Here is a 20,229-nt window from a genome sequence, read left to right as displayed (position 1 = left end):
ACTCTCCTGTCCGAGGTTGCCGGTTCCGCCTCGGGGTCATCCCCCGAAATGGCCCGGATCTGTGGTGGAAGTCCTGTCCCAGCCGTGGGCACGGCTGGCATGCTGACCCTCGTGTTCATGGGGGCCGAGTGCACGACCTGCTGACCTTCGTGCAGGGTCTACCGCCCCTGCTGATCTACCTGGTCGCCGCGCTGATCGTCGCGGGTGAGACCGCCGTGATCTTCGGGCTGCTGGTGCCGGGAGAGGCGACCCTGCTGCTGGTCGGCTTCCTAGCGTACGCGGGGACGTTACGGCTCGCCCCGGCGCTGCTCGTGATGATCGGCGCAGCCGTGATCGGAGACACACTCGCGTTCCGGGCGGGTCGCCGGTACGGGCCGAAACTGCGCGCCAGCGGGCTCGGCACCCGGGTCGGGCCGGAGCGCTGGCAGCGGGCCGACGCGCTGCTCGGCCGGCTCGGTGGCCGGGGCGTCTTCACCGCCCGCTGGATCGCCTTCGCCCGCACCCTGGTGCCCCGCCTGGCCGGCGCCGCCGGAATGCCGTACCGGCGCTTCGCGCCCTGGAACCTGGCCGGGATCGTCGGCTGGGTGGGGGGCTCGGTCCTGGTCGGCTACGTGGCCGGTGAGTCGTACGAGACGGTCTCCCGGCTGCTGGGCCGGGCCACCGGCGCGGTGCTGGTGCTGCTCGCCGCCCTGGTCGCGGTGGTGCTGACCGGGCGTTGGCTGGGGCGAAACCCGGACCCGGTCCGGGCGCTGCTGACCCGGGCGACCGCCCTGCCGCCGGTGCGCTGGCTCGCCGGCCGGTACGGGGTGCTCTTCTTCCTGCTCGCCATGCGCATCGGGCCCGGCTGGACCCTCTTGCTCAACCTGACGGCCGGGCTGTTGTTGCTCTTCGCCGCCGGTCTCGCCTTCGCGGGGCTGCTGAGGTTCGTGGTGCGCAACAGCGGATTGGCGCTGGTGGACGACGCCATCGCCGGCTGGTTCGCGGACCGGCGTACCTCGGGGGCGGTCGAGGTCGGTCTCGCGACCGTGTCGGCGCTGCGCGTCCCGGTGGTGATCACGCTGGTCGCGGTGGTGGCGGCGGTGCTGGCGTGGCGGCAGCGCTCCTGGCGGGCCGACCTGCTCGGCCTGGTCGGCACGGTGGGCGCGTTCGTCCCGCTGCTGGTGCTGGCCCTCGCCGCCCACCTGGCGGGCTCCGCCGGGTCCGGCCCGGACGATGTGCTCTTCCCCACTCAGAACGCGGTGGTGACGGCGAGCCTCTGCACGCTCGCCTGGTTGCTCTCCCGCAACACCCGCTGGCCGGTGGCCGTGGCCGCCTGGACGGGCGCCGCCGCCGGTGTGGTCTACCTCGGCGGGGCGCGTCTCTACCTGGGGCTGAGCACGGCCAGTGGGACGATCGCCGCCGTCCTGCTCGGGGTGCTCTGGACGGCGGTCTTCATGGTGGCGTGGGCGACCCGGAACCGGGCGCTCGGCGGGACGGGGCAGCCTGCGGCGGTGGCGCCACGGGCATCGGAGAACCCGCCGGCGGACGAGGCCGAAGGCCCGGCGGCGACGCCGGAAGGGGCCGGGGAGCGGCCGCACCCGGTGGAGCCCGGCTAGCGCGGGCGAGGTCACCCGGGTCGCGCGGGCCGGCGGCGCGCCGAGCGCGTGGGCGGGTCAGCCGGGCGTGCCCGCCCGATCCCGGTCCCCGGTCGTCGGCGTCGCCGCCGCGTGCGCCGGATCTTTGCGCCGGGAGAGCGCGCCGGGCCACCAGAAGCGCCGGCCGAGCAGCAGCACGATCGCGGGCACCAGCAGCGTACGCACCAGCAACGTGTCCAGCAGGACGCCCAGCCCGACGATGACGCCGATCTCGGTGAGCAGGACCAGCGGCAGCACCCCGAGCACCGCGAAGACGGCGGCCAGCAGGACGCCGGCGCTGGTGATCACGCCGCCGGTGACGGCGAGGGAGGTGCGGATGCCCTGCCGGGTGCCCTCGGTGACGGCCTCCTCTCGGGCCCGGGTGGCGAGGAAGATGTTGTAGTCCACTCCGAGCGCCACCAGGAACAGGAACGACAGCAGCGGCACGCTGGTGTCCAGGGCCGCGTAGCCGAGCACCTGGGTGAAGAGGAAGGTGCTCGCGCCGAGCGCGGCGAAGAAGGTGCCGACCACCGTGGCGACGAGCAGCAGCGGCGCCACCAGTGAGCGCAGCAGTACGAGGAGCACGAGCAGCACCACCGCGAGGACCAGCGGTACGACCACCTTGAGGTCGCGTACGGCGGCGTCCCGGGTGTCCAGGTTGGTGGCGACGGTGCCGCCGACCCGGGCGTCGGCGTCGGGTACCCGGTGCACCCGGTCCCGTAGTTCGCGGATGGTGTCGTAGCTGGCGCTGCTGTCCGGTTCGGCCGTCAGCACCACGTCCACGCCGACCAGCTCGGCGGTACGCCCCGTGGGCCGGGCGGTGGCGACGCCCGGGGTGCCGGTGATCGCCGCGAGCAGCGCCGCCTCGGCGTCGACCCGTCCGACGACGACGGTCGGGTCGGCGGTGCCGGCGGGGAAGTGCCGGCTGACCGTACGCAGACCGTCGATGGACTCGGCCTGTACCCGGAACTGTTCGGTCTTGCTCAGCCCCAGCCGGGCACCGGAGAGCCCGGTGCTGAGCACGATCAGCAGGACCAGCGCGCCGGCGAGCACGGCCCGGGGTCGGCGGGCGACCAGGTCGCCGACGCGCGCCCAGCCGCCGCTGCGGGTCGGTTCGGCCTGCCCGGGGCGGGGCACGAAGGGCCAGAAGAGGCCGCGTCCGCAGACCGCCAGCGCGGCCGGCAGCACGACCAGACCGAAGAGCGCTGCGGTGCCGATGCCGACGGCGCCGGCGACGCCGATCGCCCGGTCGTTGCGCAGCACGGCGACGGTCAGCGTGAGCAGGCTCAGCACGACGGTGGTGGCGCTGGCGGCGATCGCCGGGCCGGCCGAGGTCAGCGCGTGCCGCAGCGCGTCGCGCCGGTCGGGGCGGCGGCGTAGCTCCTCCCGGTAGCGGGCGATGAGCAGGAGCGCGTAGTTCGTGCCGGCGCCGAAGACCAGCACGTCGACGATGCCGGTGGTGGAGGGGTCGATGGGTAGGTCGACGGCGCGACTCACGACGGCGATCAGCGCGTTGGCCACGACGTCGGCGGTACCCACCACGGCCAGTGGCACGAGCCAGAGCCACGGGCTGCGGTAGGTGACGATCAGCAGCGCCGCCACCACGGCGACGGTGACCAGCAGCAGCGTGAGGTTCGCGCCGTCGAACGAGGAGGCGACGTCGGCGCGGAAGCCGGCGCCGCCGCTGACCTGGGCGGTCAGTCCGGGCGGCAGCCCGTCGCGGGCGGTGGCCCGCAGCCGCTCCACGGCCTCGCTGATCGCGTCCGAGCCGACGTCGGCGGGCAGCGGTACGGCGAGCAGGGCCGCGCGCCGGTCGGGGGAGTAGACCGGTGGGGAGATCGGGCCGGTGCCGAGCGGGGCGAGGGCGGCGGCGTCGGCGGTGATCGCCGCCTCGTCCTGGGCGCTGAGCGGGTCGCCGGCCCGGGAGTAGACGACGAGGGCCGGGTTCAGCTGCCCGTCGGGGAGCTGCCGGGCGAGGGCGGCGGCCTGGACCGACTCGGTGCTCGCCGGTAGGGCGCCGGTCGGGTCGTTGCTGGTGCGCGCCGCGCCGCCGAACGAGAGCAGGGCGCCGGAGAGGGCCACGGCGATCAGCAGGACGGCCCACGCGCTCCACCTGCCGCTGACCGCCCCGGCCACCCGCCGTCCAGCCGTACGCAGAGCCATCCTGATTCTCCTGCCCGTCAAGTATCTTGATAACCGAGATTATTGGTGGGTGGACTAGGCTGCAACTCGAGAGATCGCAGCGGGGGGACGACGGCGGGTGACGGCGCACGGCATGTACCGGCGGCGCGACACCGAGCGCGCGCGGCTGGTCGCGGAGATCGCCGGTGACCTGCGGCGCTACTCGTCCGACGCGCAGCACATCGGGCACGCCTTCGCCGCCCTGCACGGGCTCAACGCCACCGACCTGCAGGCGCTGATCGCGGTCATGGACGCCGAACTCGCCGGCGACCCGATCACCGCCGGCCGGCTCGGTACGCAGCTCGGCCTCTCCTCCGGCTCCGTCACCGCTCTGGTCGATCGGCTGGAGCGCGCCGGCCACCTCCGCCGGGACCGCGCCACCGCCGACCGGCGCAAGGTCCTGCTGCGCTACGCCGACCGTGGGGCCGCGCTCGCCACCGCGTTCTTCGGGCCGTTGGGGACGCGTACCGACGCCGTGGTGGCGGGGTTCACCGACGACGAGTTGCAGGTGGTGCACCGCTTCCTGCGGACGATGGCCGAGTCGACGCGGGAGTACCGGGACGAGGTGCGGGCGGCTCGCACCGAGCCGTCCCGGGATCCGTCCTGACGCCGACGAACGCGTCCACACCGGACGCTCGTACGTCACCCTGAGTGAAGACAGTGCGGGTCCGCGTGGGTTGCGTTCGTCGCCCGTCCGAAGTGGTGATCGCCACCGTCTAATGTGAATGCGAAGGCTCTGACCTGGGCGTTTGCTCGAACGCCGAGCTATGGTGGGGTCAACGCCCGGCGCCGTGCATCAGTAGGCCGGGCTCGAGCGTCGACTCCACCCAATCACGTGATGTAACGCCGCGCCCGGCCCCCATCCATCGGAAAGGGGGGAGATCATGACCCGGGCTCCGGCGAACCTCATGGCCGTACGAAGCCTGCTCCTCGCTCACCTCAACGTCGACAAGACCCGAGTTCGCGACGTGGACCTCGAACCCGCGGAGGTGGGCATCGTCGGCGACCCCGCGCACCGGGGCGGATACCACTGCGGCTCGGACCGGGTGGTGAGCAACGACTACTCCGTCGTCGAGTCGTCCCGGGACCGCAACGGGCTGACCCTGGACGCGGCCGCGCTCGACGTGGGCCAGTTCCGGGTGACGTCCGGGGGCCGTACCCATGACCTGCGCAGCTTCTCCACCTGGTGTGTCGGCCAGTGCACCGCGGGTGCCGCGGACACGCGCGACCTTCGGGAGATCATCTACAGCCCGGACGGCCGGGTCGTCCGCCGGTGGGACCGGCTGGGCCGGCGTACCAGCGGCGACAACTCGCACCTCTGGCACACGCACTTCAGCTTCTTCCGTGACTCGATCAAGGCGGGCCGGGACCAGACCCCGCTGTTCCGCCGCTACCTCACCAGCATCGGCCTTCTGGAGGACGAGATGAGCGAACAGGCAGAACGAGAGATCCACTCCGTGTACACCGGGATGTTCTTCGGTGGCAGCTCGATGGGGCGTTCGGTCGACCCGGACGGCAGCGGCAGTCAGAAGGCGAGCAACAGCCTGGTGGCGAAGCTCGACTACGCCATGCTGCGAATCGATGCGTTGACCAGCCAGTTGACGGCCCTCGCCGGTCGGGACTTCACCGACGAGCCGGCGATCGTCCAGGGCGTGCTGGCCTCACTCACGCCCGAGAAGATCGCTGCCGCGATCCCGCCGACCATGGCCCGGCAGGTCGCCGACGAGCTCGCCCGCCGGCTGGCCGCCTGAGTCGTGGGTGGGCCGCCCAGGCCCGAGGGCGGCCCACCCACCCTGTTCACAACGATTGTTGCGCAATCATCATTGCGCAAGGACTCTTGCGGATGTCATGCTGCTGGTCATGGGCAACCACGACGTACGCCAGGTCACCGACTCCCGGGTGCTGGCCGCCATGTCCCACCCGCTGCGCCGCCGGCTGATGGACGTGCTCAAGGTGCACGGCCCCACCACCGTCGGCCTGCTCGCCGAGCGCACCGGTCAGGCGCCCGCGAACGTCAGCCACCACCTCAAGGTGCTCGCCGGCGCCGAGCTGGTCACCGAGGCGCCGGAGCTGGCCCGGGACCGGCGCGAGCGGTGGTGGCGGCTGGTCAGCCGGGGCCTGCGCTGGTCGAACGCGGACTTCGACGCGGACCCGGCGACCCGGGCGGTGGCGGACGCCGCCACCTCGCTCAACCTGGACCGGCACGTCGGGCTCGCCCGCGCCTGGCACGCCGCCGACGAGAGCGCGCACGCGGCCTGGGGCGACGGCCCCTTCTCCACCGACCGCTGGCTGCACCTCAGCCCCGAGGAGCTGGCCGAGCTGAGCCGCGAGGTGATCGATCTGCTCGCCCGCTGGGCCGACCGGGAGATCCCCGACGACGGACGGGAGCGGCAACCGGTCTTCGTCTTCGCCTACGGCATCCCGGCACAGCCGTGACCGCGCTCGCCCCGGCGCCGCCCCGCCGCGCCGGGCTGCTGCGGCACCGCGACTTCCGGCTGCTCTGGGCGGCCCAGACGGTCAGCGGCATCGGCAGCAACGTGACGGCGGTGGCCCTGCCCCTGGTGGCGGTGGCCGTGCTCGACGCGAGCACGTTCCAGGTGGCCGTGCTCACCGCCGCGGCCTGGTTGCCGTGGCTGCTGGTCGGTCTGCCGGCCGGCGCCTGGGTGGACCGGCTGCCCCGCCGACCCGTCATGATCACCTGCGATCTGGCGTCGGCGCTGCTCTTCCTCAGCGTCCCAGCCGCCGCCGCGGCCGACCTGCTCAGCATCGGCCAGCTGCTGGTCGTGGCGCTCGGTGCCGGGCTGAGCCGGGTCTTCTTCGAGACCGCCGACCAGGTCTACCTGCCCTTCCTGCTCCGCCCGGCCCAGGTGCCGGAGGGCAACGCGAAGCTGCAGAGCACCCAGACCGCGAGCTACGTGGTCGGGCCGAGCCTCGCCGGCCTGATCGCACAGGCCGTCGGTGCGGTCGCCGCGCTGCTGCTCGACGCGCTGACCTTCCTGGTCTCGGCGGTGTGTCTGGCCCGGATCCACAGGACGGAACCCCGACCGTCGCGCTCCGGTCCCGCCCGGTCGCTGCGGCGCGAGATCGTCGACGGCGTCCGGTTCGTCGCCCGTGACCCGTACCTGCGGGTGATGACGCTCTTCGGCGCGGCGAGCAACATCGGGCTGGTCGGCTACCAGGCGGTGCTGGTGCTCTTCCTGGTCCGCGAGGTGCGACTCGCCCCCGGGGCGGTCGGCCTGCTGGTCGCGGCGATGAGCCTCGGCGGCATCGCGGGGGCGCTACTGGCCACCGCCGCCGGTCGCCGGTTCGGCTCCGCCCGGGCGATGCTGCTCGCGGCGGTGTTCACCGGGCCGCCGGCGCTGCTCATCCCGCTGGCCGGCCCCGGCCCGGCAGTGCTCTGGCCGGCCCTCGGCGGGGTGCTGGTCAGCCTCGGGGTCGCCGTCGGCAACGTGCTGAAGGGCAGCTTCCGGCAGACGTACCCGCCGCGCGAACTGCTCGGCCGGGTCACGGTGAGCATGCAACTGCTCAACTACGGGACCATTCCGCTCGCCGCGCTGCTCGCCGGCGCGCTCGGCACCGTCTTCGGGGTACGCGTAGCGGTGCTGGCGATGACCGGCTGGCTGGCGCTGACCCCGCTGATCCTGCTCGTCGGGCCCGTACGACACCGGCGGGACCTGCCCGCCGCCCCCGAGCCGCCGGAACGAACACGACCCGGCCCGGCGGCGCGGACGGCCGTGGACGCCTCCGCGGCCGGCGGAACCGTGTCGTGACACGCCGCAGCGGCGGTCGGGCTCGCCGACCGCCGCCGTGGCACGCCTATCTACATCGGGCGGACGTTGTCCGCCTGCGGGCCCTTCTGGCCCTGGGTCACCTCGAACTCGACCTTCTGCCCCTCGCTCAGCTCCCGGTAGCCACCGCTCTGAATGGCCGAGTAGTGGACGAACACGTCCGGGCCTCCGCCGTCCTGCTCGATGAAGCCGAAGCCCTTTTCCGAGTTGAACCACTTAACCGTGCCGGTTGCCATGCGTCTCTCCCTGTTCAAAACGGCTGACCACCGGCCGCCGACCGATGATCGCCCTGTATCACCCCCGACAGTAACGGGCCAAAGGCCCATCCGCTGGGCGAAGTGCCGCAGGTAATCGGGTGAACTCTTCTGGCGACCCGGAGAAATCCGCGCGGTCGCACCCGGGCTGGGGCATGCTTGCGCCGGTGAGGGATGCCGCGGTCGCCGCCCTGTCCGAGCTGGAGCGCGAAATCGGCGCGCCGGGGGGCGGGATGGACCGACTGCGGCTGGTGCCCACCCCGTTCGTGCCCGAGGTGCGGCTGCACGTGGCCGAGGACCCGATCCTGTGGTGGGCGCGGATGGAGGCGTCCGCCGGGCGGCGCCTGCCACCGCCGTACTGGGCCTCGGTCTGGGCCGGCGGTCAGGCCCTCGCCCGCCACCTGCTCGACCACCCCGACCTGGCCGCCGGCCGGCGGGTGCTGGACCTGGCCGCCGGGTCCGGGCTGGTGGCGATCGCCGCCGCCCTCGCCGGGGCCGAACAGGTGACGGCGAACGACATCGACCCGTACGCGATCGCCGCCGTGACCGTCAACGCCCGCGCGAACCGGGTACGCGTCGCGGCCACCGGTGACGACCTGCTCGACACGGCCGGGGACGACGCCGACCTACTGCTCGCCGGCGACGTGCTCTACGACCGCGCGCTCGCCGACCGGGTGCTGCCGTTCCTCGCCCGCGCCGCCGCGAACGGCACGGAGGTGCTGGTGGGAGATCCGGACCGGGGCCACCTGCCGGCGGACCGACTGGCGCTGGTCACCAGCTATCCGGTGCCGACCACCGAACCCGCGGTCGACTCCCCGGTGCGCCGGGTGCAGGTGCTCCGGCCGACCTGAGCACCACATGTCACCGGCTCGTACCGGATCAGGGACCACCCCTAGCCGAAGTCAGGGGTGGGCTCCGGGCTCCGGCCGGATGTGGCCGGTGGCGGCACGGCAATACCGTACGGGTCATGGCGGACTGGTTCGCGCAGGTCGGAGAGTTGCCCACCGTGCTTCTGGTGGGCGTCCTCGGAGTGGTCATGCTCTTCGACGCCGTGCCGCTGCTCGGGGTGCTCGTCCCGGGCGACGTGGCCATTCTCGCCGCGGTGGGGGTGGGTCGGCCCACCACCGGGCTGGCCACCTTCGCCGCCGTGGTCGGTGGCTGCCTGGCCGGCTGGTCGCTGAGCTTCTACGCCGGCCGGCACTACGGTGACCGGTTGCGGAGCAGCCGGGTCGGCGGCTGGATCGGTGAGTCGCGGTGGGCGGCGGCCGAACGGGTGCTGCGCCGGGGCGGCGGCCGGATGGTCCTGATCGCACCGTTCCTGCCCGTGCTCAACGCGTTGCTGCCGCTCGCCGCCGGCGGGCTGCGGATGTCGTACCGGCGGTTCATCGGCTGCGCGGCGCTCGGCGCCGCCAGCTGGGCCGGCCTCTACCTGGTGCTCGGCACCGCCTCCCGCTCCCTGGCCGGACTGCTGCCCGGCGAGTCCAGCCCGATGCTGGTGACCATGGGGGTCGGGCTGGCGCTCGCCGGAGTGGTGCTGCTCGGCACGCGGCGCCGGCTGCGGGCGCTCACCGGCGCCGACGGGGCCGCCTGAGCACGCTCACCAGCCGCGGGCACGCCACTGGGGCAGGGCCGGCCGCTCCGCGCCGAGCGTGCTGTCCTTGCCGTGGCCCGGATAGAACCAGGTCTCGTCCGGCAACCGGTCGAAGAGCTTCCGCTCGACGTCGTCGATCAACGCGGCGAACCGCTCCGGGTCCTTGTCGGTGTTACCCACCCCACCCGGGAAGAGGCTGTCGCCGGTGAAGAGGTGCGGGACGCCGGCCGGGTCGCGGTAGAGCAGCGCGACGGAGCCGGGCGTGTGCCCGCGCAGGTGGATGACCTCCAGCGCGCAGTCACCGAGCCGAACAATGTCCCCGTCGGTCAGCGTCTCCGCCTCGATCGGCAGGCCGGCCGCGTCGTCGGCGTGCACCAGGGCCCGGGCGCCGGTCTTGGCCGCCACCTCCTCCAGCGCCACCCAGTGGTCCATGTGCTGGTGGGTGGTGACCACGGCGGTGAGACCCCGGTCGCCGATCAGCTCCAGCAGCCGGGGGGCCTCGTTCGCCGCGTCGATCAACAGCTGCTCGCCGGTCGAGCGGCAGGTCAGCAGGTAGGCGTTGTTGTCCATGGGGCCGACCGACAACTTGCTGACGGTGAGCCGGTCGAGTTCGCGTACCGCCGGCGCGCCGCCGGGGGTCACCTCTCCGCTGTAGGTCATCTGGTCTCTACATCCATTCCGGTGGGTTCGGCAGGGGGCCTTCGGGGGTGACGGTGAGGAGGTCCCCTCTGCCCCGGCCGATCAACCAGGCGGCGAGGTCGGGGGCGGGGCCGGCGACGACCGGGGCGCCGTCGCGCTCGCCGACCACCAGCTCGTGCCGGGTCCCGTCGAAGCGCAGCACCATCGCCGGCGCGTCCGGTCGGGCGGCCAGGTCGGTGACGACCTCGTGCAGCAGCCGGTGCGCGAAGCCGGCGGGCCAGTCCGCGGCACGGTGCCCCGCGGCCAGGTCCAGGTGGTGGACCTCCACCTCGCGCAGCCGGCACCAGATCAGCTCGGCGGCGACCCTCGGCCCGCCCGGAGTGGTGACGGTGGCCGTCCACGCCTCGGCCGGCATCGCGGCGACCGCCTCGCCGAACCGGTCCGCCGAGCGGCGCAGGTCCTCCAGGTGGGCGTCGGCCGGCCGGGCCGCGCCGGCCTCGATGTCCGCGGCCCGGCCGGCGGGCGAGGCGTACATCGGGCGGGGCTCGCCGGTGCGGGCGGCGGTGAGCAGGTTCACGAAGCCGTCGGCGTTGCGGGCCAGGTGCGCCAGGACGTGGCCGCGGCTCCAGCCCGGCAGCAGTGACGCGGCGGCCAGGCCGGCCTCGTCGAAGACGGCGGCGGTGCCCAGCAGCCGCGCGGTCGAGGCCTGCACCTCGCCGGTCAGCAGCAGCGGGTCCGTGGTCACGTTCCGACCCTAGCGGTAGCGCGGCACGGCGTCGCCGGGGAAATGGCTTTCGGCGCGTCGCCGCGCCACCTACCGTCGGCGACGACGCGGCACCGGATCGATCGGGAGGAGGTGAGGGCCGATGCCGATCCTCGCCACGCGTGATCCACCATCACCTTCGACACCGATGAGGATGCCATGAGAATCGAACTGACCGCCCTCGGCTGGGACGCCGGGTGGGCGGCGAGCGCCCGTCGACGCAGCGGTCACCAGCCGGGCCGGGTCGCCCGCGTCGACCGGGGCGTGTGCACCGTGCTCTGCCCGGACGGACCGGTCCGGGCCAGCGTGGGCGGCACCCTGCTGGCGGCCGCCGCCCGCGACCTGACCAACCTGCCCTGCGCCGGTGACTGGGTGCTGGTCGGCACCTGGCCGGACGGGCGCCGCACCGTCGAGACCGTACTGCCCCGGCGGACCGCGCTGGTGCGTCGCACTGCGGGCAAGGACGCCAGCGGGCAGGTCCTCGCCGCCAACCTCGACGCCGCGGCGGTGGTCGAGCCGGTGCACCCCGAGCCGGACACCGGCCGCATCGAGCGGCTGCTCTCCCTGGTCCACGAGTCCGGCGCCCGGCCGCTCGTGGTGCTCACCAAGGTCGACCTGGCCGCCGACCCGGACGCCATCGCCCGCCAGTTGGCCGCGATCGCGCCGGGCGTGCCGGTGCTGGCGGTCAGCGCCGAGCACGGCACGGGCCTCGACCCGCTACGGGCGCAGGTCGCCCCCGGGCGCACGCTGGGCCTGCTCGGTCCGTCCGGGGCGGGCAAGTCGAGCCTGGTCAACGCGCTCGCCGGGGCGGCGGTGATGCCCACGCAGGCGATCCGTCGGGTCGACGGCAAGGGCCGGCACACCACCACGTGGCGCTCGCTGGTGCCGGTGCCGGGCGGGGGTGCGGTGATCGACACCCCGGGCGTACGGGCGGTCGGCCTGCTGGACGGCTCGACGGGCCTGGACCAGGCCTTCGCGGACATCGCCGAGCTCGCGCTCGACTGCCGGTACGCCGACTGCGCGCACGACGGCGAGCCGGCCTGCGCGGTGCGGGACGCGCTGGAGAACGGCGAGTTGACGGCCCGGCGCTGGGAGAGCTGGCGTCGGCTGCAGCGGGAGGTGGCCTTCGAGACGCGGCGGCGGGAGACGCGGCTCGCCGCCGAACGGCGCGGCGGCTGGCGGGGCGCGCGTCGGCGGCCGAGCCGACCGAGCCGGCCGCCCGCACCTGGCGGTTTCTGAACCCCGGCCGGCGGCTGATCTCCCGGTCCCCCGGCCGGGACAGGGGGAGTGATCCGCGCGGTCGGTCGCCGGCCGCCCGGCCGGGGCGGGGTGGTCCGCGGGGTCGGTCGCCGGGTGGCCCGGCCGGCCTCCGCACGGGTGGCTGCCGGGGGCGCCCTCGGGTGGTCGGCGGACCGGGCTGAGCTGGGGGAATGTGCGGGCGCGGAGAATTGTCGTACCTCGGGGCTAGAGTTGCCGAGGCGTATTTCTGCGCCCACACAACCGCTCAGAATCGCCTCCGAGCGGACAGATCCGCCTCATCTTCTTCACCCGGGAGTACACGGACCGTGGCCGACCGACTGATCATCCGTGGCGCGCGCGAGCACAACCTGCGTGACGTCAGTCTCGACCTGCCCCGGGACGCCCTCATCGTCTTCACCGGGCTCTCCGGGTCGGGCAAGTCGAGCCTGGCGTTCGACACGATCTTCGCCGAGGGGCAGCGCCGCTACGTCGAGTCGCTCTCGTCGTATGCCCGGCAGTTCCTCGGGCAGATGGACAAGCCCGACGTCGACTTCATCGAGGGGCTGAGCCCCGCCGTCTCGATCGACCAGAAATCGACCTCGCGCAACCCGCGCTCGACGGTCGGCACGATCACAGAGGTCTACGACTACCTTCGGCTCCTCTTCGCCCGCGTCGGTGAGCCGCACTGCCCGGTCTGCGGCGAGCGCATCTCGAAGCAGAGCCCGCAGCAGATCGTCGACCGGGTGCTGGCCATGGCCGAGGGCACCCGGTTCATGGTGCTCGCCCCGGTGGTGCGAGGCCGCAAGGGCGAGTACGTCGACCTCTTCACCGAGCTCCAGGCCAAGGGTTACGCCCGGGCCCGGGTCGACGGTGTGGTGCACCCGCTCACCGAGCCGCCGAAGCTCAAGAAGCAGGAGAAGCACACCATCGAGGTGGTGATCGACCGGCTCACCGTCAAGGCGAGCGCCAAGCAGCGGCTGACCGACTCGGTCGAGGCGGCGCTCGGCCTCTCCGGCGGGCTGGTCCTGCTCGACTTCGTCGACCTGGCCGAGGACGATCCCGACCGGGAGCGGCGTTACTCCGAGCACCTCGCCTGCCCCAACGACCACCCGCTCGCCATCGAGGACCTGGAGCCCCGGGTCTTCTCCTTCAACGCGCCCTACGGCGCCTGCCCGGAGTGCACGGGTCTCGGCACCAAGAAGGAGGTCGACCCGGAGCTGGTCGTCCCCGACCCGGAGCGGACGCTGCGGGAGGGCGCGATCCAGCCCTGGTCGACCGGGCACAACCTGGAATACTTCCTGCGCCTGCTGGAGGCGCTCGGCCAGGCCGAGCACTTCGACGTGGACACGCCGTGGCGGAAGCTGCCGTCGCGGGCGCAGAAGACGATCCTGCACGGCTCCGACGACCAGGTGCACGTCCGCTACCGCAACAAGTACGGCCGCGAGCGCTCTTACTACACCGGCTTCGAGGGCGTGGTGCAGTGGATCGAGCGGCGGCACAACGACACCGAGTCGGAGTGGTCGCGGGACAAGTACGAGGGCTACATGCGGGACGTGCCCTGCGCGGCCTGCGGCGGCACCCGGCTCAAGCCCGAGGTGCTCGCGGTCACCATCGCCGGCAAGAGCATCGCCGAGGTCTGCAACCTCTCGGTGGGGGAGTGCGCCGAGCTGCTCGCCGGCATCGAGCTCACCGACCGGCAGAAGATGATCGCCGAGCGGGTGCTCAAGGAGATCAACGCCCGGCTGCGGTTCCTGCTCGACGTCGGCTTGGACTACCTCTCCCTGGACCGGCCGGCCGGCACCCTCTCCGGTGGCGAGGCGCAGCGCATCCGGCTGGCCACGCAGATCGGGTCGGGCCTGGTCGGCGTCCTCTACGTGCTCGACGAGCCGTCGATCGGGCTGCACCAGCGCGACAACCACCGGCTGATCGAGACCCTGGTCCGGCTGCGTGGGCTGGGCAACACGCTGATCGTGGTCGAGCACGACGAGGACACCATCCGCACCGCCGACTGGATCGTCGACATCGGGCCGGGCGCCGGTGAGCACGGCGGTCGGATCGTGCACAGCGGCTCCGTCCCCGCACTGCTGGAGAACCCGGAGTCGGTGACCGGGGCGTACCTGTCGGGTCGCAGGTCGATCCCGACGCCGCAGCTGCGCCGGCCGCAGACCGCCGGCCGGGAGTTGGTGGTGCACGGCGCGCGGGAGCACAACCTGCGCAACCTCACGGTGAGCTTCCCGCTCGGCCAGCTCATCGCGGTCACCGGGGTCAGCGGCTCCGGCAAGTCGACCCTGGTCAACGACATCCTGTACGCCGTACTGGCCAACCAGATCAACGGCGCCCGGCTGGTGCCGGGCCGGCACACCCGGGTCACCGGGCTGGAGCACGTCGACAAGGTGGTCGGCGTCGACCAGTCACCGATCGGCCGTACGCCTCGGTCGAACCCGGCGACCTACACCGGCGTCTGGGACCACGTCCGCAAGCTCTTCGCCGAGACGACCGAGGCGAAGGTGCGCGGCTACGGGCCGGGCCGGTTCTCGTTCAACGTCAAGGGCGGGCGCTGCGAGGCGTGCTCCGGTGACGGCACCATCAAGATCGAGATGAACTTCCTGCCCGACGTGTACGTCCCCTGCGAGGTCTGCAAGGGCGCCCGCTACAACCGGGAGACCCTGGAGGTGCACTACAAGGGCAAGACCGTCGCCGAGGTGCTGGACATGCCGATCGAGGAGGCGGCCGAGTTCTTCTCCGCCATCCCGGCCATCCACCGGCACCTCAAGACCCTGGTCGACGTCGGTCTGGGCTACGTGCGTCTCGGTCAGCCCGCGCCGACCCTCTCCGGTGGTGAGGCGCAGCGCGTCAAGCTCGCCTCCGAGCTGCAGAAGCGCTCGACCGGCCGGACGGTCTACGTGCTCGACGAGCCGACCACCGGCCTGCACTTCGAGGACATCCGCAAGCTGCTGATGGTGCTCGAGGGGCTGGTCGACAAGGGCAACACGGTGATCACGATCGAGCACAACCTCGACGTGATCAAGACGGCGGACTGGCTGATCGACATGGGCCCGGAGGGCGGCCACCGGGGCGGGACGGTGCTGGCCACCGGCACGCCGGAGGAGGTCGCCGAGGTGCCCGAGAGCCACACCGGGCAGTTCCTGCGCCAGGTGCTGAAGCTCGACGGCGAGGCGAAGGGCGCCGCGGCGGCGACCTCGCGGGCGGCCAAGGCCAACGGGTCGAAGGCCCGCAGCGGCCGGAAGGTGCCCGCCAGGGCCCGCTGACGAGCCGCCTACCGGACAGCCGGGCGTGTCCCGCCCGGCTGTCGACGTTTCTCGCGCGCCGGCCGGCGCGCCCGCGACGGCTCCGAGCCGGTCCCCCGGGTGGGGGCGGATGATCAGCCGGCGGGCGGTTCCGGCACGCTGAGAGTGAACCGTCGGGCACAGTTGGACGTGTGAAAAAGGTGTGGCCGCGGGGGTCGGGACGAGCCGCAGCAGCCGAGAGAAGGGCAAGGCATGAGTGACCATCAGGAGTTGACCGGTCCGGGCACGCAGACGCGGCGGGCGCTGCTCGCCGGCGCCGGCGCGGTCGGGGCGGCCGTGGTCCTGACGGCCTGTGGCGGGAACGACGCGGGCGACGGCGCGACCGGGCAGCAGCCCACCAGCGGCGGGCCGGCCGTGCCGAGCACCGGGGACGCGGGCGGCGGCGACCGGCAGGGCTCGCAGTCGCTGGCCACCACCGCCGACGTGCCGGTCGGCGGCGGTAAGGTGCTCGCCGCCCAGGGCGTGGTCATCACCCAGCCCGCCGCCGGGCAGTTCAAGGGCTTCGACCCGATCTGCACCCACCAGGGCTGCCCGGTGTCGAACGTCGACGGCGGCACGATCAACTGCACCTGCCACGGCAGCAAGTTCTCGATCGAGGACGGCTCGGTCAAGGCCGGCCCGGCCACCAGGCCGCTGCCCGCCAAGCCGGTGAAGGTCGTCGGCGACCAGATCTCGTTCGCCTGATCCGAGTTGTCGAGGGCCGGGAGGTCGGGGAGTCGCGGCGACGCTGATTTCCGGCCTCCCGGGCCATCGTGGGATTCGCGGCCGCCCGCGCCGCGCCGAGGCCCTGTCGGTACCCCGGACTAGGCTTGCAGCCGTGGCTGACCCCTCGACCTACCGCCCCGCACCTGGCACCATCCCGGAGTCGCCGGGGGTCTACCGGTTCCGCGACGGAACCGGCCGGGTGATCTACGTCGGCAAGGCGAAGAACCTCCGCAGCCGCCTCAACTCCTACTTCGGTGATCTCTGGAACCTGCACGAGCGCACGCGCCAGATGGTGACCACCGCCGAGTCGGTGGACTGGATCACGGTCGGCACCGAGGTGGAGGCGCTCCAGCAGGAGTTCACCTGGATCAAGCAGTACGACCCGAGGTTCAACGTCCGGTACCGGGACGACAAGTCGTACCCCTACCTCGCCGTCACCCTCGACGAGGAGTATCCGCGGCTGCAGGTGATGCGCGGCGCCAAGCGCAAGGGGGTGCGCTACTTCGGGCCGTACTCGCACGCCTGGGCGATCCGCGAGACGCTCGACCTGCTGCTGCGGGTGTTCCCGGCGCGTACCTGCTCCGCCGGGGTGTTCAAGCGCGCCGGTCAGGTCGGCCGCCCCTGCCTGCTCGGCTACATCGGCAAGTGCTCGGCGCCCTGCGTGGGCGAGGTCTCCGCCGAGCAGCACCGGGAGATCGTCGACGGCTTCTGCGACTTCATGGCCGGCCGCACCGACACCATGGTGCGCCGGATCGAACGCGAGATGGTCGAGGCCAGCGAGCAGTTGGAGTTCGAGCGGGCCGCCCGGCTGCGGGACGACGTCGCCGCCCTGCGCCGGGCGATGGAGAAGCAGACGGTCGTGCTCGGCGACGGTACGGACGCCGACGTGGTGGCCTTCGCCGACGACCCGCTCGAGGCGGCCGTGCAGGTCTTCCACGTCCGTGACGGTCGGGTCCGGGGCCAGCGGGGCTGGGTGGTCGAGAAGACCGAGGAGCTGACCACCGGCGACCTGGTGCACCACTTCTGCACCCAGGTCTACGGCGGCGAGCACGGCGAGGCCGACGTGCCCCGGGAACTGCTCGTTCCCGAACTCCCCGGTGACGCCGAGGCGCTGGCCGACTGGCTCTCCGACCACCGGGGCAGCCGGGTCTCGCTGCGGGTGCCGCAGCGCGGCGACAAGCGCGTCCTCATGGAGACGGTCGAGCGCAACGCCAAGGACGCCCTGGCCCGGCACAAGCTGCGTCGCGCCGGTGACCTGACCACCCGGAGCAAGGCGCTCGACGAGATCAGCGAGGCGCTCGACATGCGCACGTCGCCGTTGCGCATCGAGTGTTTCGACATCTCGCAGATCCAGGGCACCGACGTGGTGGCGAGCATGGTCGTCTTCGAGGACGGGCTGCCGCGCAAGAGCGAGTACCGCCGGTTCATCATCCGCGGCGCCACCGACGACCTCTCCGCGATGTCCGAGGTGCTGCGCCGCCGCTTCGCCCGCTACCTGGATTCCCGCGCGGAGACCGGCGAGGCGGGCGTCGAGTCGGCCGACGACCTGGCCGCCCCGGACGGGCCGGCGGCCGACGGCGAGCCGCGGGTCGGCGCGCTGGTCGACCCGACGACCGGGCGGCCCCGCCGGTTCGCCTACCCGCCGCAGCTCGTGGTGGTCGACGGCGGCGCGCCGCAGGTCGCCGCCGCCGCGCAGGCCCTCGCCGAGCTGGGCATCGACGACGTCGCGCTCTGCGGGTTGGCCAAGCGCCTGGAGGAGGTGTGGCTGCCCGACGACGAGTTCCCGGTCGTCCTGCCGCGCAGCTCCGAGGGGCTCTACCTGCTGCAACGGGTGCGTGACGAGGCGCACCGGTTCGCCATCACCTTCCACCGGCAGCGCCGCTCCAAGCGGATGACCCAGTCGGCGCTGGACTCGGTGCCCGGGCTGGGGGAGGTGCGGCGCAAGGCGCTGCTGCGGCACTTCGGGTCGCTGAAGCGGCTCTCGGCGGCCACCGTCGAGGAGATCACCGAGGTGCCGGGGGTGGGCCGGCGTACCGCCGAGGCGATCCTCGCCGCGCTCGGCGGCGCGACCGAGAAGGCGCCGACGACCGAGTGAACTCGCCGGTCAGGTAGGCAGCCGCCGCCGAGATCCTGGTAGGAGACGGCACGGTGACGGCTGAGCCGAGCCCGCTGGTCAGGCCGGGGCGTCGGCGAGCACGGTCAGGATCTGCTCGCCGTACTTCGCGAGCTTGTTCTCACCGACCCCGCTGACCGTGGAGAGCTCGGTGAGCGAGGTGGGTGCGTCGGTCGCGATCTGCCGCAGCGTGGCGTCGTGGAAGATGACGTACGCCGGGACACCCTGCTCCTTGGCGGCGGCCGCCCGCCAGGCGCGGAGCCGCTCGAAGACCGGCGCGGCGGCCGGCGGCAGCTCGGCGGTGGCGGTGGCGGTGCCACGGGACCGGCCGGCGCGGCCCGACGTCGGGCGCTCCGGCTCGCGGCGCAGCAGCACCGACCGCCGACGGCCCAGCACCTCGGCGCTCGTCTCGGTGAGCACGAGCGTGCCGTAGTCGCCCTCGACCGCGAGCAGGCCCTCGGCGAGCAGGTGCCGCACCACCCCGCGCCACTCGGCCTCCCGCAGCTCGCCGCCGATGCCGAAGACGGTCAGCGAGTCGTGCCCGAACTGGGCCACCTTCTCGGAGCGACGCCCGAGCAGGATGTCGATGCAGTGCCCGGCCCCGAACCGCTGGTTGCGTTCCCGGTCGAGGCGGAACACGGTGGAGAGCAGCTTCTGCGCGGCGATCGTGCCGTCCCACGACTCCGGCGGCTCCAGGCAGGTGTCGCAGTTGCCGCAGCCGGGTGTGCCCGGCTCGCCGAAGTACTCCAGCAGCTGCGAGCGGCGGCAGCGGACGGTCTCGCAGAGCGCCAGCATCGCGTCCAGGTGCCGGGCGAGGCCGCGCCGGTGCGCCAGGTCGCCCTCCGAGGTCTCGATCAGCTTCCGCTGCTGGACGACGTCCTGCAGCCCGTACGCCAGCCAGGCGGTCGACGGGAGACCGTCCCGCCCGGCGCGCCCGGTCTCCTGGTAGTAGCCCTCGACCGACTTCGGCAGGTCGAGGTGGGCGACGAACCGGACGTCCGGCTTGTCGATGCCCATGCCGAAGGCGATGGTGGCGACCATCACCAGCCCCTCCTCGCGGAGGAAGCGCTGCTGGTTCCTGGCGCGGACGGACGCGTCCAGACCGGCGTGGTAGGGCAGTGCCGCGATCCCGTTGGCGGTCAGGAACTCGGCCGTCTTCTCCACCGAGGCGCGGGAGAGGCAGTAGACGATGCCGGCGTCGCCCGGGTGCTCGTCGCGCAGCAGACCCAGCAGCTGCTTGCGGGGTTCCCGCTTCGGCACGATCCGGTACTGGATGTTGGGCCGGTCGAAGCTCGCCACGAAGTGCCGGGCCCCGGTCAGGTCGAGGCGGGTGGCGATCTCGGTGCGGGTGGCGCTGGTCGCGGTGGCGGTCAGGGCGATCCGCGGCACCTCCGGCCACCGCTCGTGCAGCATCGACAGAGCGAGGTAGTCGGGTCGGAAGTCGTGCCCCCACTGGGAGACGCAGTGCGCCTCGTCGATCGCGAAGAGCGCGATCTTGCCGCGGTCGAGCAGCTGGACGGTCGCGCGGGAGCCGAGCGCCTCCGGCGCCAGGTAGAGCAGGTCCAGGTCGCCGGCGAGGAAGGCCGCCTCGACCCGGCGGCGGGCGTCGAGGTCGAGCGTCGAGTTGAGGAAACCGGCCCGCACGCCGAGCGCGGTCAGCGCGTCGACCTGGTCCTGCATCAGCGCGATCAGCGGGGAGACGACCACCCCGACGCCGGGGCGCACCAGGGCGGGGATCTGGTAGCAGAGCGACTTGCCGCCCCCGGTGGGCATGAGCACCAGCGCGTCACCGCCGGCCACCACGTGGTCGATGACGTCCTGCTGGAAGCCGCGGAAGGTGTCGTAGCCGAACACCCGGCGCAGCACCTGGAGCGCCTCAGAGGTGCGCAGGTCGGTGGGGGAGGCCATCCGCGAAGTGTACGAGCCCACCCCGACGCCACCCCTCCGCCGCGCGCCCCATCCCCCCCCCCCACCCCCCCCCCGCCCCCCCCGCCCCCACCCCCCCCACCAGCCCCCCACTCCACCCCACCGCTCC

General features: G+C 73.2%; 16 protein-coding genes. 11 read left to right on the top strand and 5 right to left on the bottom strand.

Features of this window, described 5'->3' with window-relative positions; translation table 11 throughout:
• Nucleotides 1-128 precede the first annotated feature (128 nt).
• On the top strand, nt 129-1,595 hold the full coding sequence (locus D7147_RS14835; protein ID WP_120677916.1) for a DedA family protein: 1,467 nt from the start codon (nt 129-131) through the stop codon (nt 1,593-1,595).
• A gap of 57 nt (nt 1,596-1,652) precedes the next feature.
• Here D7147_RS14835 and D7147_RS14830 read toward each other — a convergent pair whose 3' ends face one another.
• Nucleotides 1,653-3,776, bottom strand: a complete 2,124-nt coding sequence (locus tag D7147_RS14830) for an MMPL family transporter (protein WP_120677914.1) — start codon at nt 3,774-3,776, stop codon at nt 1,653-1,655.
• Nucleotides 3,777-3,888: 112 nt separating this feature from the next.
• On the opposite strand from D7147_RS14830, the gene D7147_RS14825 reads away from it, so the two are divergent.
• The 4 genes from D7147_RS14825 (at nt 3,889) to D7147_RS14810 (ending at nt 7,564) form a co-directional block, all read left to right on the top strand.
• Nucleotides 3,889-4,401 carry a MarR family winged helix-turn-helix transcriptional regulator gene (locus D7147_RS14825; protein WP_120678865.1) on the top strand — a complete coding sequence of 171 codons (513 nt, stop codon included), beginning with the start codon at nt 3,889-3,891 and terminating at the stop codon, nt 4,399-4,401.
• A 277-nt stretch (nt 4,402-4,678) separates the two neighbouring features.
• Complete coding sequence (locus D7147_RS14820) at nt 4,679-5,545, top strand: hypothetical protein (protein ID WP_120677912.1); 867 nt, start codon at nt 4,679-4,681, stop codon at nt 5,543-5,545.
• Between the two features lie 109 nt (nt 5,546-5,654).
• Nucleotides 5,655-6,230 carry an ArsR/SmtB family transcription factor gene (locus tag D7147_RS14815; protein ID WP_120678863.1) on the top strand — a complete coding sequence of 192 codons (576 nt, stop codon included), beginning with the start codon at nt 5,655-5,657 and terminating at the stop codon, nt 6,228-6,230.
• Nucleotides 6,227-7,564 (top strand): MFS transporter, encoded by a 1,338-nt coding sequence (locus D7147_RS14810; RefSeq protein WP_120677911.1) that lies wholly within the window; start codon nt 6,227-6,229, stop codon nt 7,562-7,564. Before D7147_RS14815 ends, D7147_RS14810 begins: the two co-directional genes overlap by 4 nt.
• A 50-nt stretch (nt 7,565-7,614) precedes the next feature.
• Here D7147_RS14810 and D7147_RS14805 read toward each other — a convergent pair whose 3' ends face one another.
• Complete coding sequence (locus D7147_RS14805) at nt 7,615-7,818, bottom strand: cold-shock protein (protein WP_120677909.1); 204 nt, start codon at nt 7,816-7,818, stop codon at nt 7,615-7,617.
• Between the two features lie 251 nt (nt 7,819-8,069).
• On the opposite strand from D7147_RS14805, the gene D7147_RS14800 reads away from it, so the two are divergent.
• Nucleotides 8,070-8,687: a class I SAM-dependent methyltransferase gene (locus tag D7147_RS14800; RefSeq protein ID WP_233563175.1), complete on the top strand. Its 618-nt coding sequence runs from the start codon at nt 8,070-8,072 to the stop codon at nt 8,685-8,687.
• Between the two features lie 116 nt (nt 8,688-8,803).
• The gene (locus D7147_RS14795) at nt 8,804-9,427 is read left to right on the top strand and encodes a DedA family protein (protein ID WP_120677905.1); all 624 of its coding nucleotides are present in this window, start codon (nt 8,804-8,806) and stop codon (nt 9,425-9,427) included.
• A gap of 6 nt (nt 9,428-9,433) precedes the next feature.
• On the opposite strand, the gene D7147_RS14790 is transcribed toward D7147_RS14795, so the two are convergent.
• Both D7147_RS14790 and D7147_RS14785 read right to left on the bottom strand, forming a co-directional pair.
• Nucleotides 9,434-10,087: an MBL fold metallo-hydrolase gene (locus tag D7147_RS14790; protein ID WP_120677903.1), complete on the bottom strand. Its 654-nt coding sequence runs from the start codon at nt 10,085-10,087 to the stop codon at nt 9,434-9,436.
• A gap of 7 nt (nt 10,088-10,094) precedes the next feature.
• Complete coding sequence (locus D7147_RS14785; RefSeq protein ID WP_120677901.1) at nt 10,095-10,811, bottom strand: maleylpyruvate isomerase family mycothiol-dependent enzyme; 717 nt, start codon at nt 10,809-10,811, stop codon at nt 10,095-10,097.
• Between the two features lie 177 nt (nt 10,812-10,988).
• On the opposite strand from D7147_RS14785, the gene rsgA reads away from it, so the two are divergent.
• From rsgA to uvrC, 4 genes are all read left to right on the top strand, one after another.
• The gene (rsgA, locus tag D7147_RS14780; RefSeq protein ID WP_120677899.1) at nt 10,989-12,068 is read left to right on the top strand and encodes a ribosome small subunit-dependent GTPase A; all 1,080 of its coding nucleotides are present in this window, start codon (nt 10,989-10,991) and stop codon (nt 12,066-12,068) included.
• 326 nt (nt 12,069-12,394) lie between these two features.
• A complete protein-coding gene (gene uvrA, locus D7147_RS14775; RefSeq protein ID WP_120677897.1) occupies nt 12,395-15,337 on the top strand; it encodes an excinuclease ABC subunit UvrA in 2,943 nt (980 codons plus the stop codon).
• A gap of 231 nt (nt 15,338-15,568) precedes the next feature.
• The gene (locus D7147_RS14770) at nt 15,569-16,060 is read left to right on the top strand and encodes a Rieske (2Fe-2S) protein (RefSeq protein ID WP_120677895.1); all 492 of its coding nucleotides are present in this window, start codon (nt 15,569-15,571) and stop codon (nt 16,058-16,060) included.
• 133 nt (nt 16,061-16,193) lie between these two features.
• Complete coding sequence (gene uvrC, locus D7147_RS14765) at nt 16,194-18,176, top strand: excinuclease ABC subunit UvrC (RefSeq protein WP_120677893.1); 1,983 nt, start codon at nt 16,194-16,196, stop codon at nt 18,174-18,176.
• Between the two features lie 78 nt (nt 18,177-18,254).
• Here uvrC and recQ read toward each other — a convergent pair whose 3' ends face one another.
• Entirely contained in the window at nt 18,255-20,102 is a 1,848-nt protein-coding gene (gene recQ / locus D7147_RS14760; protein ID WP_120677891.1) for a DNA helicase RecQ, read from the bottom strand.
• Nucleotides 20,103-20,229: the final 127 nt, after the last annotated feature.

This window comes from Micromonospora musae, from assembly GCF_003626545.1.
GTDB lineage: Bacteria > Actinomycetota > Actinomycetes > Mycobacteriales > Micromonosporaceae > Micromonospora > Micromonospora musae.
This window is presented reverse-complemented; position numbering and strand designations above follow the sequence as displayed.

Coding starts and splice junctions, on each gene's coding strand:
- D7147_RS14770 (WP_120677895.1), top strand. CDS start 15,569: ATGAGTGACCATCAGGAGTTGACCGGTCCGGGCACGCAGACGCGGCGG.
- D7147_RS14805 (WP_120677909.1), bottom strand. CDS start 7,818: ATGGCAACCGGCACGGTTAAGTGGTTCAACTCGGAAAAGGGCTTCGGC.
- rsgA (WP_120677899.1), top strand. CDS start 10,989: ATGAGAATCGAACTGACCGCCCTCGGCTGGGACGCCGGGTGGGCGGCG.
- D7147_RS14800 (WP_233563175.1), top strand. CDS start 8,070: ATGGACCGACTGCGGCTGGTGCCCACCCCGTTCGTGCCCGAGGTGCGG.
- D7147_RS14820 (WP_120677912.1), top strand. CDS start 4,679: ATGACCCGGGCTCCGGCGAACCTCATGGCCGTACGAAGCCTGCTCCTC.
- D7147_RS14795 (WP_120677905.1), top strand. CDS start 8,804: ATGGCGGACTGGTTCGCGCAGGTCGGAGAGTTGCCCACCGTGCTTCTG.
- D7147_RS14825 (WP_120678865.1), top strand. CDS start 3,889: ATGTACCGGCGGCGCGACACCGAGCGCGCGCGGCTGGTCGCGGAGATC.
- D7147_RS14790 (WP_120677903.1), bottom strand. CDS start 10,087: ATGACCTACAGCGGAGAGGTGACCCCCGGCGGCGCGCCGGCGGTACGC.
- D7147_RS14830 (WP_120677914.1), bottom strand. CDS start 3,776: ATGGCTCTGCGTACGGCTGGACGGCGGGTGGCCGGGGCGGTCAGCGGC.
- recQ (WP_120677891.1), bottom strand. CDS start 20,102: ATGGCCTCCCCCACCGACCTGCGCACCTCTGAGGCGCTCCAGGTGCTG.
- D7147_RS14815 (WP_120678863.1), top strand. CDS start 5,655: ATGGGCAACCACGACGTACGCCAGGTCACCGACTCCCGGGTGCTGGCC.